Below are 13,802 nucleotides of genomic sequence, written 5' to 3' on the forward strand. Positions count from 1 at the left end.
CGCAGAGCCGGGCGGCGCGCGATCCGCTGTCAGTCCCCGCTCGCCTGCTCAATCGGCGCGCAGCACGATGGTCGCGAGCGGCGGCAGGATGAGGGAGGCCGAATGCGGCCAGCCGTGGCTCGGAATCGCCTCGGTATGAATCACGCCGCCGTTGCCCATATTCGAGCCGCCGTACACGCCCGCATCCGTGTTAAGCACTTCCGACCAGCGTCCCTCGCGCGCCATGCCGACGCGGTAGCCGACGCGGGGCACCGGCGTCATGTTGCAGACCACGACGAGTTCACGGCGTGCGCCGTCCGTGCGGCGATACGCGAATACGCTGTTGGCGCTGTCGTCGCCGACCAGCCAGCCGAAGCCGCCGGGCTCGCTGTCGAGCATGTGCAGCGCCGGCTCTTCGCTATATAGACGGTTCAGATCGCGCACCAGCAATTGCACGCCGTGATGATGGGCGTCGTCGAGCAGATGCCAGTGCGGCGACGCGTCGTGATTGAACTCCGCGATCTGACCGAATTCGCCGCCCATGAAGAGCAGCTTCTTGCCAGGATGCGTCCACATGAAGCCGAAGTACGCGCGCAGATTGGCGAACTTCTGCCAGGTATCGCCCGGCATCTTGCCGAGCAATGAGCCTTTGCCGTGCACCACTTCATCGTGCGAAAGCGGCAGCACGAAGCGCTCGGAATATGCGTAGACCATCCCGAACGTCATGTTGTGATGATGGTATTGACGATAAACCGGGTTTTCCTGCATGTAGTGCAGCGTATCGTGCATCCAGCCCATGTTCCACTTGAAGTGAAAGCCCAGGCCGCCGTCCTCGACGCGCGCCGTCACGCCCGGCCACGCTGTCGATTCCTCCGCGATGGTGATCGCGCCAGGCGCGCCGGGCACATAACCGACTTCATGATTCAGGCGCTTCAGAAACGCAATGGATTCGAGGTTCTCGCGCCCGCCATAGATGTTCGGCACCCACTCGTCGGCCGCGCGCGAATAGTCGCGGTACAGCATCGACGCAACGGCATCCACGCGCAAGCCGTCCACGTGATAGCGCTTGAGCCAGGCGAGCCCCGAGGCAACCAGGAAGGCACTCACCTCGTTGCGGCCGAGGTTGTAGATCATCGTGTTCCAGTCCTGGTGATAGCCTTCGCGCGGGTCGGCGTGCTCGTAGAGCGGCGTGCCGTCGAACTGGACGAGACCGTGTGCGTCGTTCGGAAAATGCGCGGGCACCCAGTCGAGAATCACGCCGAGTCCGGCCTCGTGAGCCTTGTTGACGAAGGCCGCGAACTGCTCCGGCTTGCCGAAGCGCGCTGACGGCGCGAATTGTCCGAGCGGTTGATAGCCCCATGAGCCGCCAAACGGATGTTCGGCGACCGGCATGAACTCGACGTGCGTGAAGCCCATCGTCTTCACATACGGAATCAGACGCTCGGCGAGTTCTTCCCAGTTGAGGCCGCGCTGACCTTCTTCGGCGATGCGCAGCCATGACTCCGCATGCACCTCGTAGATCGAGATCGGCGAGCGCGGCGTCTGCTTCTCACCGCGCGATTGAATCCACTCGTGATCGCTCCACGGAAACTGCTCGATCTCGTCGACATGCGCGACCACCGACGCGGTGCCTGGCGGCTTCTCGGTCTGCATCGCGCATGGGTCGGCCTTCAACGGCAGCGGATGGCCGTCGCGCGCGAGCAACTCGTACTTGTAGCGCGTGCCCGGCCCGACTCGCGGTACGAACAACTCCCACACGCCCGCCTGATGACGCAGGCGCATCGGATGACGCCGGCCGTCCCACGCGTTGAAGTCGCCGACCACGGACACGCGCCGCGCATTCGGCGCCCATACGGCAAAGCGCACGCCGGGCACGCCGTCCACTTCCATCGGACGCGAGCCGAGACATTCGAGCACCGCATACGGATCGCCGGCCGCGAGACGGCCGAGCGGTTCGTCGCCGAGAACGGGGCCGAACGAGTACGTGTCCTCGATTTCCTGCTCCACGCCATGCCAGTCGATGCGCAGGCGATACGGCGCCGCCGAGCTCACGCGGCCCGCGAAAAGGCCCGGGCGCAGCTGCTGAAGTTCGCCGAGCAAGGAGCCGTCGGCGCGCGAAATCACATTGACGCGCGCGGCATTGGGCAACAGCGCGCGCACCACCGGAGCGCCGTCCGCGTGATGCAGCCCGAGCTGCGAGAACGGATCAGGATGGCGCGCTTCGACGAGCGCGTCGATGTCGAGCGGCTGGAGGCCTGCGGCCGGATCGTGTTCACTCATAGTCGCCCTCGGCCGGATGAGGCGGTGTGGCGGCGTCTGGCGCCTGGGTTGACGAATCGTGCGGTGCGCCGGTGTCGCCAAGCAAACGGCTCGCGAGCGCGGCGAGCCCTCGCACCGGCAAGCTGAGCCACGTCGGACGGTTGGCCGCTTCATAGCGGATTTCATACGCGGCCTTCTCGATCAGGAACAGATCGAGCAGCGCCTGTTCCGCCTCGGGCGCGACGAGCGGCGTCGGCGACTCGGCGGTGGCCGCGCGGTATTCCTTCAGGAACGTTTCGGTCGCTTGCGCTCGGAAACGGTCGAACAACGCGCGCTTGCGATCCGCGGTCTGCTGCGGCGCGGCTTCCGTGGTGGACTGCGCCGCTGCGCTCGCATATGACAATGAACGCATCAGGCCGGCTACGTCGCGCAGCGGGCTCGATTTCTGACGACGCTCTTCGAGCGAACGCGCGGGCTCGCCTTCGAAGTCGATCAGATAGACGTCGCCCTGCGCGACCAGCACCTGGCCGAGGTGGAAGTCGCCATGAACGCGAATGCGCAGCGCCTGCGCATCGGGCGAAATCAGCTTGTGGACCGCCTCGACGAGCGCGGCGCGCCGGTCGATCAAGCTCTGCGCGAGCGCTTTTGTCTCCGCATCGAGCATCTGTTCGATGCGCGGCGCGAGCAGATCGAGCGCGCCTGCGAGCATCGACTGGGTGCCGTCGACCCACGCCTTAACCTGGTCGGCGCTCGCCGTTTCGGGTGCGAACGCGGGGTCGTCGGTCGGCGAAGCGAGCGCGACGTGCAACTCGCCGAGGCGTCTGCCGATGACGCCGGCCAACGACGCGTAGCCTTCCAGCAGAAGCGCTTCGTTGTCGCGGTCGGGCGTCGACGACGCGTCGGTATCGACGGCGATCGCGAGTTCGTCCACCGAGCGGCGCAAATGATCGAGCGACCAGTTCCACGCATCGCCCTGGTTGTCGACAAAGCCTTGAAGGATCGCGAGCGTGTGCGGCACGCCCTCGGGATCGACGCGCACCACCTCGCCGAATAGCGGCGCCGTGTTCGCATAGCCGAGCTGCGTCAGATAGCGGCTGATTTCCGCTTCCGGATGAATGCCGCTCACGAGACGCCGCACGAGCTTGAGCACCGCGGCGTCCGCGATGATCAGCGAACTGTTGCTCTGCTCGGCGGCAAGCCAGCGAATCTCCGGCCGTTCGCCGAGATTCTCGAGTTCAGCGAAACGCTCGGTCGGGATGAATCTGATCTCGCTCTTCTGCACAGTCGGCACGACCGCGCGTTCGCGCAGCTTGCGCAACACGCCATGCGCGAAAATCGGCAGCGCGAATGCGTCGGTCAGATGCCCGACATTGCGGCCGCGCCGCACACGCGCCAACGCGAGCTGGAGGAACAGCGGCGTGGTGGTTTCGCCGCCCCACGTGATAGCGATCGGCACCACGTAGCGTTCCGTGTGATCGCCCACGTCCGCTTCGATTTCGGTGAAGGCGAAGCCGCCGTTCGGAATCGTGGTCAATGCGGCGAGCCGTACCGCATGCATCTTCTGATCCTTCGATGCAAACCAGCGCCGACGGCCCAGCCACGAAGGCAGCACTTCGGATTCGAGCAGCCGCACATTTTCCGGCGTCGGCCCAACCTGGCCTTCGCGTATCACGATGGTGACGAATTCCGGCAGCGGCTCGGGATGCGCCTGCGACCACGTCGGACGTTGACCGCCCGGACACAGCATGAACCACAGGAAGCCATACGGCGGGAACGTCAACAGATAAGTCAATTGACCGATGGCCGGGAACACTGAATCGGCGGTCATTTCAATCGGCACGGAGCCGTTGAATTCCGACAGATCGAGTTCCACCGCTTGCGGCGCGCGTGACAGGTTCGCGACGCAAAGGATCGGCGGCTCGTTAGGCATCTCACGCAGATACGCGAGAATCTTGCGGTTTTCCGGCTTGAGGAAGCGGATCGTGCCGCGCCCGAAAGTCTGTTTCGCGCGACGCGTGGCGAGCATGCGCCGCGTCCAGTTGAGCAGCGAATGCGGATCGCGGCTTTGCGCTTCAACGTTGACTGCGTCGAAGCCGTAGAGCGAACCCATCACCGGCGGCAGCACCAGTTGTTCGGGATCGGCGCGCGAGAAGCCGCCGTTTCGATCCGACGACCATTGCATCGGTGTGCGCACGCCGTCACGGTCGCCGAGGTGAATGTTGTCTCCCATGCCGAGTTCGTCGCCGTAATAGATCACGGGCGTGCCGGGCATTGACAGCAGCAGCGAATTGATGAGTTCGATGCGGCGGCGGTCGCGCTCCATCAGCGGCGCGAGCCGACGCCGAATGCCGAGGTTCAGGCGCGCGCGACGGTCGCTCGCGTAAGTGTTCCATAGGTAATCGCGTTCCGAATCGGTGACCATTTCGAGCGTGAGCTCGTCGTGATTGCGCAGGAAAATCGCCCACTGATTCGACTCGGCGAGGTCCGGCGTTTGCCGCATGATGTCGGTGATCGGAAAGCGGTCTTCGCTTGCAATCGACATGTAGATGCGCGGCATCAGCGGAAAGTGGAATGCCATGTGGCATTCGTCTTCGTCGCCGAAATATTCCTTCACGTCTTCCGGCCACTGGTTCGCTTCGGCGAGCAGCATGCGGTTCGGATACTCGGCGTCGATCGTCGCGCGAATCTTCTTCAGCACTGCGTGCGTTTCCGGCAGGTTCTCGTTGTTCGTGCCTTCGCGCTCGACCAGATACGGCACCGCATCGAGCCGCAGCCCGTCGATGCCCATATCGAGCCAGAAGCGCATGATCTGCAACACCTCGCGAAGCACGGCGGGATTGTCGAAGTTCAGATCGGGTTGATGCGAGTAAAAGCGGTGCCAGTAGTAAGCGCCCGCGACCGGATCGTGCGTCCAGTTCGACGGCTCGGAGTCGATAAAAATAATGCGCGTTTCCTGGTACTTTTGATCGGTGTCGGACCACACATAGAAGTTGCGATGATTCGAACCGGGCTTCGCGCGGCGCGCGCGCTGAAACCACGGGTGCTGGTCCGACGTGTGGTTGATCACGAGCTCGGTAATCACGCGGATGCCGCGCGCGTGCGCTTCCTGAATGAAGCGCTTGACGTCGGAGAGCTGACCGTAATCAGGATGCACGTTGCGGTAATCGGCGATGTCGTAACCGTCGTCGCGACGCGGCGACGGATAGAACGGCAGCAGCCAGATCGCGTTGACGCCCAGTTCGGCGATGTAATCGAGCTTCGCGATGAGGCCGGGGAAGTCGCCTACGCCGTCGTTGTTCGCATCGAAGAACGACTTGATGTGCACCTGATAAATGATCGCGTCTTTGTACCAGAGCGGATCGTCGCTCAATGCCGCCGGCTTGCCGCGGCGGCGCGCTTGCGCTTTCGTTGCGCTGGCGGCTGCCGTGCTCGCATGCGCTTGCGACGTGCTCTGTGAGGGATCGTCACGCTTCATATCGCACCTTCCGTCGGGGTAGGGTTGCCAGCGTCTGCGTGAAGGGCGCTGGTCGAATCGCTGTCGGTTTCATCGGGGCGGTCGGCGGGCAGACCGCCGAGCGGCGCGATGCGCCAGATCGAAAAAGGCTGGCCTGGTCCGAGCCGCACATGCTGCCAGCGGCCATGCCATTCAAAGCGCGCGCTTGTCATCTGATCGGTCACTTCGAGTCCGCCGTGGTCGTGCAGATTCCATTTCTGGAATGTCTCCCACGACAACTCGATATCCGCACCCTGTTCGTTGAACGGATCGAGATTGATGGCGACGACGATCACGTTGTCGCGCGCTTCGGTTGCCTTTTCGAAGAACAGAATGTTGTCGTTGTGCGCGGGCAGAAACGTGAGGCCGAGGTGCGTTTGCAGCGCGGGATTTGCGCGGCGAATCCGGTTCAGCGCGGCAATCTCCGCCGTGATGTTGCCGGGCCGGTTCCAGTCCCACGCGCGCAACTGATACTTTTCCGAGTCGAGATATTCTTCGCTGTTCGGCAGTGCGGTCGCCTCGCACAACTCGAAGCCGCTATACACGCCCCACAAACCGGCGAGCGTCGAAGCAAGCGCCGCGCGAATCAGAAAGCCGGTGCGCCCCTGTGATTGCAAATGACGCGGGTTGATGTCCGGCGTATTCACAAAGAAGTTGGGCCGGTAGAAATCGCGCGCGCCGGTTTGCGTGAGGTCGGTCAGATACTCGATGAAATCGCGCTTCGACTCGCGCCACGTGAAATACGTATACGACTGCGAGAAGCCAATCTTGCCGAGCCGGTTCATCATGCGCGGACGTGTGAATGCTTCAGCGAGGAATATCGCGTCGGGATAGCGCGAACGCACGTCGTTGATCATCCATTCCCAGAACGGCAAGGGCTTCGTGTGCGGATTGTCGACGCGGAAAATGCGCACGCCCGCTTCGATCCAGAACAGGATCACGTCGCGCAACGCGAGCCATAAGTCGGGCTTCGCATCGTGCGCATAGAAATCGGGATTGACGATGTCCTGATACTTCTTCGGCGGATTCTCCGCATAACGGAGCGTGCCATCGGGGCGCCACGCGAACCACGTCGGATGCTCTTTCAGCCACGGATGATCCGGCGAACACTGGATCGCGAAATCGAGCGCGATTTCGAGGCCGTGCGCGTGCGCGGCGGCGAGCATCGCCTTGAAATCGTCGAGCGTGCCGAGTTGCGGATGCACGGCTGTGTGGCCGCCTTCTGCGGCGCCGATTGCATACGGGCTGCCTACGTCGCCGGGCTGTGCGTTCAGCGTGTTGTTGCGGCCTTTGCGATTCGACACGCCGATGGGATGAATCGGCGGGAAGTACAGCACGTCGAAGCCCATGTCGCGAATGCGCGGCAGCTTCTTCGTGACATCGGCGAACGTGCCGTGGCGCGATTCGTCGTCGCTCATCGAGCGCGGGAAGATCTCGTACCAGCTTGCAAAGCGGGCGGCGGTGCGTTCGGCGTCAATCTTGTACGTCACCGGATCGCGGCTCAGGAACGGGCGATGCCGCGCGGCGATCATCGCCTTCGCGGTCGCCGCATCGAGAAGCAGCTTGAGCTTGGTCTCGTCGTCGGCTTTGGCGAAATGCTCGACGATATGTTTGAGCGGTTCCGTGACCGCACCTTCGGTCGTTTCCACTTCGGCGAGCACGAGCGCGAACAGATGCGCAGCTTCATCGAGTTCGGTTTCGACCGTCTGGCCCGCCTTCAACTTCTTCTCGACATGTTCGACGAGCGAAGCGAAGTCGTCGCGCCAGGCAATCACGGTGAACTCGTGGCGGCCCATGCGTTCGAGCGGAATGCGCGCCTTCCAGATGTCGAGGCCCGCGGGCTGCGCCGGGGTCATCAGCACTTCGTGCCAGGTGTTTTCGTCGGCGGCGCGCCACAACACGGCGGCAGCGATCTTGTCGTGACCTTCCGCGAAAATCGCGGCGCTGATCTCAGCGCGCTCGCCGACGCTGCGCTTGGCGGCGAAGCGGCCGTTGTCGACTGAAGGCATCACGCTTTCAATCGCCACGCGCGGCGCGTTGATCGCTTCCACGACGGTCTTGCGGCCGCTGCGCTTGCTGTTCGCCTTGTCGATGGGCGGCGCGAGACAGATGGGTTTTTCGACCTGCGCCTGGAAGAGGCGCACGGCGCCCGGTGCGAGCGTGAACGGCGTCAACGTGGCAGGCGACGCGTGGCCAGGCGCATCGAGAGAAACAAAGCGCGTGAAGTTGCCGGGCACGCCGGCGAGAAAACGCGCCGGGTCGACGCGCACAGGTGCGCCCAGTTCGGGATTGATCGCGATGAGAACCGCCTCGTCGGCATCCCGCAGGTCGGGTCGATCCGCGCGCAGCAGTACCGCGGCCGGTGCGCCCGGCCCGCTCAACGCGCGCAATTCCCCGTTTGCGTGCAACGGGTTTGCGTTGCGCGCAAACCCGTTGGCCTGCGTGATCTGCTGCGACAGGTCAAATTTTTTCGCCTGGCAAGCGAGCGCGAATTGCGACGCGTCGCCTCGCGTTTGCGACATCGGTTCGCTGACGCCGTATTCAAAGCCCATCGGCATCATCCAGCCGGTGCCGATGGCGGACGCCGTGAACAGCGCGCGACGATAGGCGCGTTCGACGATGCTCGAATCATGTGGGTCGCTCAACTCGGCGGCGAGGCGCGTACCGTAAGGCGCTTCGGGAAACGCAATTGGTCCGCCGATGCGCGCGAGCACCGCGTGCTCTTCAACCATCCAGCTCGCGCGATAGTCCCACCAGCGCGCCGACGAAAACACGCTGTCGAAGCCCGCGCCCTCGAGGGCCGCCAGATCGCCGCGAGCAAGGCCAGGCGTCGCCGCGAGAAAGCGCACGTTGGGATGCACGGCGCCCACCGCATCGCCCAATTGCCGCCAAACGTGGGTGGGCACGCGGTGCGGCGAATCGAACCGGAAGCCGCCAATGCCGGCATCGGCGAGCGCGAGCAGTTGTTGCGTCCACCAGTCGGCGAGCGCGGCACGCGTGCCGGCATCGCCGAAATTCGCATAGGCGACGTTGTCTTCGCGATGCACATGCCGTGGATCGAGGCGCGCTTCTTCCGATTCCAGCGGATGGAACCAGTCCGCATGCTCCGCGTAAAGTGCGCCATCGGCGGCCATCCGGTCGATCACCAGATCGGCCAGCAAGACGAGGCCATGCTGATGCGCCTCGGCTGCAAGCGTGCGGATACTGTCGAGGGCAGGCTGCCCCGCTTCGAACACGGGATGCAGCCGGGCGTGGTTGCCGACCACCTGCCCGTGGCTCGCCCGGCCCGGTTCGAAGAGGCTGCCGATCAGCGCGTGATCGAAGCCCAGCGCGGCCGCGTGGGCGAACTGCGCAGGCCACGCGTCGAGCGGTCCAACCAGAAGTGAATGAAAAAAATAGATCCGCGGCGCGTACCCGTTTGGAGGTTCCATCGGTCGTTTCCAGATTGTGTCCTGCTGCGGTGTGGATGCAATTGGCATGCGATCACAGCGCTCATTGGGCTTCCAGAGCCGAAGACCGCGCGATCCGTAGACTGAGGGCGCGTACTGGTCAATGTAGTGCAAAGATCGTCACGCCGCTGGCCAGTTACGGGTGCTCAGACGCCAGGCGTCGGGGCGAGCCGGCCAGAACCGTCTGCGAAGGTCAGCAAGGCCTGTGCCAGTGCGTTTAACGCACTCGCCTCGAAGGACGATGGTGTGCCCTCATGGGAACGCTTGCAACAAAGGAAGTCAGCGCGGCGCGGGGCAGTGCCGCGAGCGCGTGTAAAACGGGCGGAGGTGGTCCGCGTTTTACACGAGACAAAGCGTGGGACGGGGGAAGCCCGTCACACGGAGAGGCGAGCGGCGGTGAGCGCAACCCTCGGCTTACCGTGGCGCTTGAGGTTGTGCGCGGTATGCCGCGCGTTCGGCGCGGCGGCGAAGTTCACGAGCCGAGCAAGCCGGCCGCGATGTTCACGCACAAGCCCAGCACCGCGACGTTGAAGTAAAACGAGAGGACCGATTGCGCAAGTGCGGCGCGGCGAATGGTACGTGAGCGGAGCACCACATCCGACGTCTGCGAAGCAACTGCGATCGTGAACGAGAAGTACAGGAAGTCCCAATAGTCCGGCGTGAGCGAATGGTCGGGGAACAGAAGCGGCGTCTCGTGCGCGTCGGTGTCGTAGTAAAGCCGCGCATAGTGCAGCGTGAAGATGGTGGGAATCATGAACCACGCACCCATCAGCGTCAGTCCGGTCAGCGCGTAGTGCCATACCGTCGACGCGCCCGCCGTGCCCTTGGCGGAGGCGAGTTCGAGCACGATCGCAGCAATGCTTGCGATGGTCGCCACGCAGATCACGAACAGCACGACGCCTGCATTCTCGTCGTCGCGGCGCGCGGAGTCGCGCACGCGGCCTTCATCGGCGGCGACCATGTGAGCCCAGATCAGCACCAGGTAACTCCACACGGTGGTGTCCCAGCCGACCAGCACGCGAACCATCGGGCGCGTGTGTTCCGACATCAACACGGCAGCGGCAATGCCGATCACGAGAGCGATCAGCATGCGCGGGCGATTGCGAAGCGTTTGCGGATAGTATTTTGTGAACATGGAAGGGAGCACTGGAGCGGGTGTGTCGCGGATTCTACCCGTGCGCGGAGCGTCGTCTGGCGAACGGGCGCGTCGCACGCATAGCCGCTTACAACCGCTTTGCGTGCGCCTTTCAATCGATAGCCGATTGCGGGGCCGCAGTGTGTGCACGCGCAACTTTCGGTTGCAAACCGAGGTCGGATTGTTGTTGGCGCTTCTTGGCGCCCGATGACATCCGTATGCACGCAACATCAGTTGGCAGATTGCGAAGCCCGCAATAGGGCGCCCACAATCGACCCGTTTTCGGCAAAGTCTGCCGCCTATGTGCTGTTTTTTGCGCGGTTTCATGTCGACTTTGCGCATTCATCTGCCTCGCTACGAGAGGCAGCGCGCATACGCAGTGGGGATTGCGCATTATCATGAACCTATGGCTTCCGTACTCGACACCCCTGTTCAGCACCATTCGGCCAACCGGTGCGGCCGCGACTTCGTAGTCGGCGACTTGCACGGTTGTGTCGATGCGTTGCGCTATCTGCTGCGCCTCGTCTCGTTCGATCCAGCGTGCGACCGGCTGTTTTCAGTCGGCGATCTGGTGGATCGCGGCGAGCATTCGGAAGAGGCGTTGGCGCTGCTCGACAAGCCATGGTTCTTCGCCGTGCTCGGCAATCACGAAGACGCGCTGTGCGCCGTCGCCGAGGGCCGGTTGCGGCGGCAATGGTGGTACGGCATCGGCGGCGCGTGGGCGGCGAATCTGCCCGATGAGAGTTTGCGTCGCTACGCCGAGCGGCTGCGCACGCTGCCGCTTGCGCGCGTGGTGGGCAGCGGGCCGGAGCGCTTCAATGTTCTGCACGCCGAATTTTTCGGCACCGACGCCGAGCTCGACGCGGGCAATTTCTCCGCGGAAACGCGCCAGCAATTGCTATGGGGACGCGATCTCGCAATGGGTAACGGCGATCCGCAACGGCAACGCGGTTTGTCACTGACTTACTGCGGCCATACGCCAATGCGCGATATCAAGCAGGTGGGCTCGCAAGTGTTCATCGACACCGGCGCATTCGGCCCTGGCGGCAGACTGACTATCGTCGAGCCGAGGGCGCTGCGGCGCTGGTCCATTTCCGTCGAAGAAGCGCGGGCGGAAGGCGCGGCGGCCCTGGCCCTGCCCTGATTCCGCGCGCATCGAGACGCTGTCAGCCGACCTGGCTCAGTTCAAATACCATATCCACGCTCGCGCCGTTCCAGTTGTATTCCAGATACGCCGCGTGATGGCAGTCGCGCAACAGCGTTGTCCTGAATGCTGCGAGACATTCGCCTTCGATGTCCCGCACCGATGGATATGCGATGCCCGGCGCGCCCGCCTCGCGCGCCGCACGTCCGAGCGATTGGCCGGCGAGATAGTCGTCTGGCGAGAGCACTGCGAGATCGAGCTTCGGGTCGCCGCGAAGGTCGACCACTTCGCCTTGCGCCACGACCGTGTAGAGACGCATTTGTTGACGCATCGGCGGCTCTGCGGTGGCTTCGAGAAATTTGCCCGTGTGATAGCGCGTTTCGGCGATGGCCGTGGCGCGCGAGCGGGCGCAGTAAAACACGCCATAAGTGCCGTCGGAAAAGCGGCTGCCTAGCGGATTCAGATGCGTGAGCGCGGCCATGATCGGTCCATAGCCCGGCCCGAAGCGGCGTTCTTCGCGCGGCACCAGATCGAGCTCGCCGACTTCGGTGCGCAGACGGTCGTTGGTCATTGCTTCGAGCGCATACAGCGCATCGAAATCTTCCGGGGACGCGACCCGATCGAACAGATTGACGGCCGGAAAGCGCGTGGGAATCACACGATACGCGGGCGACCAATCCAGAGGCGCGCTGCGCCAGCGGTCCTGCCAATGCGGTTGTGTCACGCCCAGCCGCCTCTCATTGCGTCGAGATACTGGCGCACGGCCACGAGGTCGCTGATATTGCCGGCCAGCATGCGGTCCAGCGCGCGGCGGCCGCCGAACGGCGGAGCGCTGTTGGGGCGCTTGATCCAGGTGTCCGCTGTGCCTGGTTGCGGCAGCAGGATTTGCAGCGCCTTGTAGATGCCTAGCAGCAGCGACAGGCGCTCCAGCGTGTCGCGGCCGAGGCGCGCCGCTTCCGGCGCCTGCTTCCATTTGAAATAAGTCGAGCGGCCCGGCGAACCGAGCAGCACGATCTGCTCGTCGGCGCTTAGATCCCAGTCCCGTGCGATTCTGAAGAATGCGCGCAACCCCGCTGCGGACATTTCTGCAAACGAGGGTTCTGGAATCGGCCGATGCATCGGCGCTTCAGGCTGGGTGGCGCGGGCGGCATGAGCCATGAGCGGGTAAGTCCTTATATGTACTTATTGCCTATGCTAGTCCAAATTGGGATTTTTGCAAGGGAATATAATCCCGGCTCATCACGAAGGTCGGAGATTCCAGGAGATGCAGGACATGTTGTTTCGAGCAGTAGCAACGGCGATTGTGGTGTGCTGCGCGTCGAGCGCGGCAATGGCGGGCAGTTACACGGAAGTGTGGAATCCGCCTGAGGCTAGCGCGCATTTGAAGCCCCAGACTGTCAAGGGACACTCGGCGCGAGATGTGAAGGGCGCTCCCCAAGCGGTGAAGGTTGCTGCGAAGCGTGCGGCTCATGCTTCGCAGCGAAGTGCGTTGGCATCGGTGGCCGGTCGGACGGAGAAGTCCAGGACGCATGGTGGCGTGAAGCACGTTGCGGCCACCGGCGTTAATAAACCGTCCGACGCGGCGCAAAGCAAGGCGAGGCCGAAGTCAGCGGTCGCGAAGGAAGGCAAGAAGCCTCACGCGCAAATCGTCAACACCAAATCGGGGCAAGCCAAGATCATGAATGCCGACACCATGCAAGGCCACGCAGCGCACCCCGGTTCGACTAACGTCACCGAGAAGAAGAAAAATGCGGCGGCAAACTCGGCAGCCGTCGAGCCGAACTTGTCAGCGCTCTCTGCAAATGCCAGCGCGGATCAGATGGAAGCGGCAACGAACCCGGCGACAGCGCGCAGCGGCGCTCTCCCGCCGATCCTGCATTGAGTGGCGAGGCGGCGAGAGGGGCGGGAGTTGCTGAGGCGTTGAGTGGTCAACGCTGGAAAGTTGAGCGGTTGAGCGGTTGAGCGGCTGGGAGGTTGGGAGGCGAAGAGGCGGAGAAGCGGCGAGGTGAAGACGAAAAGCCGAAAAGCCGAAAAGCCGAAAAGCCGAAAAGCCGAGCCTGTCAGATTTTTAGTGTGTCGAGGTCATGAGACGATAACGGAAATAACGTCCAATGACCGAAACAACAGTGACCAGGAAGAGCAAGAACCCGAAGGCGCCGAAGCTGTTCCCCGATGAGCTGATCGATCAACTGCTGGCGCAGGTGCAGAACAGGAACGCCGAGTCGGTTCTCGGGGAATCGGGCCTGGCCGGGCGACTGAAGAAGCAACTGGCTGAGCGCATGTTGGCCGCGGAGCTGACGCATCACCTGGAGAGCGAGGCGGAGCAAGGCAGCGCCGGCAACC

Annotated in this window: 8 protein-coding genes and 1 pseudogene; 3 read left to right on the plus strand and 6 right to left on the minus strand. The window is 63.5% G+C overall.

The window, feature by feature from the left end; all coding sequences use genetic code 11:
- Positions 1–48 precede the first annotated feature (48 nt).
- The 4 genes from glgB to F759_RS0129525 form a co-directional block, all read right to left on the minus strand.
- Positions 49–2,259 (minus strand): 1,4-alpha-glucan branching protein GlgB, encoded by a 2,211-nt coding sequence (gene glgB, locus F759_RS0129510; RefSeq protein ID WP_027803030.1) that lies wholly within the window; start codon positions 2,257–2,259, stop codon positions 49–51.
- Positions 2,252–5,713 carry a maltose alpha-D-glucosyltransferase gene (treS, locus tag F759_RS0129515; protein WP_027803031.1) on the minus strand — a complete coding sequence of 1,154 codons (3,462 nt, stop codon included), beginning with the start codon at positions 5,711–5,713 and terminating at the stop codon, positions 2,252–2,254. The genes glgB and treS overlap by 8 nt, the downstream gene beginning before the upstream one ends.
- Positions 5,710–9,162, minus strand: a complete 3,453-nt coding sequence (locus F759_RS38915; protein ID WP_063829679.1) for a maltotransferase domain-containing protein — start codon at positions 9,160–9,162, stop codon at positions 5,710–5,712. Before F759_RS38915 ends, treS begins: the two co-directional genes overlap by 4 nt.
- 490 nt (positions 9,163–9,652) lie before the next feature.
- The gene (locus tag F759_RS0129525) at positions 9,653–10,315 is read right to left on the minus strand and encodes a DUF1345 domain-containing protein (protein ID WP_027803032.1); all 663 of its coding nucleotides are present in this window, start codon (positions 10,313–10,315) and stop codon (positions 9,653–9,655) included.
- A 406-nt stretch (positions 10,316–10,721) separates the two neighbouring features.
- On the opposite strand from F759_RS0129525, the gene F759_RS0129530 reads away from it, so the two are divergent.
- Positions 10,722–11,459: a metallophosphoesterase gene (locus F759_RS0129530; RefSeq protein ID WP_027803033.1), complete on the plus strand. Its 738-nt coding sequence runs from the start codon at positions 10,722–10,724 to the stop codon at positions 11,457–11,459.
- Between the two features lie 22 nt (positions 11,460–11,481).
- Here F759_RS0129530 and F759_RS0129535 read toward each other — a convergent pair whose 3' ends face one another.
- Together F759_RS0129535 and F759_RS0129540 are read right to left on the minus strand one after the other, a co-directional pair.
- The gene (locus tag F759_RS0129535; RefSeq protein WP_027803034.1) at positions 11,482–12,183 is read right to left on the minus strand and encodes an RES family NAD+ phosphorylase; all 702 of its coding nucleotides are present in this window, start codon (positions 12,181–12,183) and stop codon (positions 11,482–11,484) included.
- The gene (locus tag F759_RS0129540; protein WP_027803035.1) at positions 12,180–12,617 is read right to left on the minus strand and encodes an MbcA/ParS/Xre antitoxin family protein; all 438 of its coding nucleotides are present in this window, start codon (positions 12,615–12,617) and stop codon (positions 12,180–12,182) included. The genes F759_RS0129535 and F759_RS0129540 overlap by 4 nt, the downstream gene beginning before the upstream one ends.
- Positions 12,618–12,732: 115 nt before the next feature.
- On the opposite strand from F759_RS0129540, the gene F759_RS0129545 reads away from it, so the two are divergent.
- On the plus strand, positions 12,733–13,341 hold the full coding sequence (locus tag F759_RS0129545) for a hypothetical protein (RefSeq protein ID WP_027803036.1): 609 nt from the start codon (positions 12,733–12,735) through the stop codon (positions 13,339–13,341).
- A 229-nt stretch (positions 13,342–13,570) separates the two neighbouring features.
- Positions 13,571–13,802: pseudogene (locus F759_RS0129550) on the plus strand (IS256 family transposase); the annotation flags it as partial.

It is taken from the genome of Paraburkholderia dilworthii (assembly GCF_000472525.1).
GTDB classification, from domain to species: domain Bacteria; phylum Pseudomonadota; class Gammaproteobacteria; order Burkholderiales; family Burkholderiaceae; genus Paraburkholderia; species Paraburkholderia dilworthii.

Coding starts and splice junctions, on each gene's coding strand:
- F759_RS0129525 (WP_027803032.1), bottom strand. CDS start 10,315: ATGTTCACAAAATACTATCCGCAAACGCTTCGCAATCGCCCGCGCATG.
- treS (WP_027803031.1), bottom strand. CDS start 5,713: ATGAAGCGTGACGATCCCTCACAGAGCACGTCGCAAGCGCATGCGAGC.
- F759_RS0129530 (WP_027803033.1), top strand. CDS start 10,722: ATGGCTTCCGTACTCGACACCCCTGTTCAGCACCATTCGGCCAACCGG.
- F759_RS38915 (WP_063829679.1), bottom strand. CDS start 9,162: ATGGAACCTCCAAACGGGTACGCGCCGCGGATCTATTTTTTTCATTCA.
- F759_RS0129540 (WP_027803035.1), bottom strand. CDS start 12,617: ATGGCTCATGCCGCCCGCGCCACCCAGCCTGAAGCGCCGATGCATCGG.
- F759_RS0129545 (WP_027803036.1), top strand. CDS start 12,733: ATGTTGTTTCGAGCAGTAGCAACGGCGATTGTGGTGTGCTGCGCGTCG.
- glgB (WP_027803030.1), bottom strand. CDS start 2,259: ATGAGTGAACACGATCCGGCCGCAGGCCTCCAGCCGCTCGACATCGAC.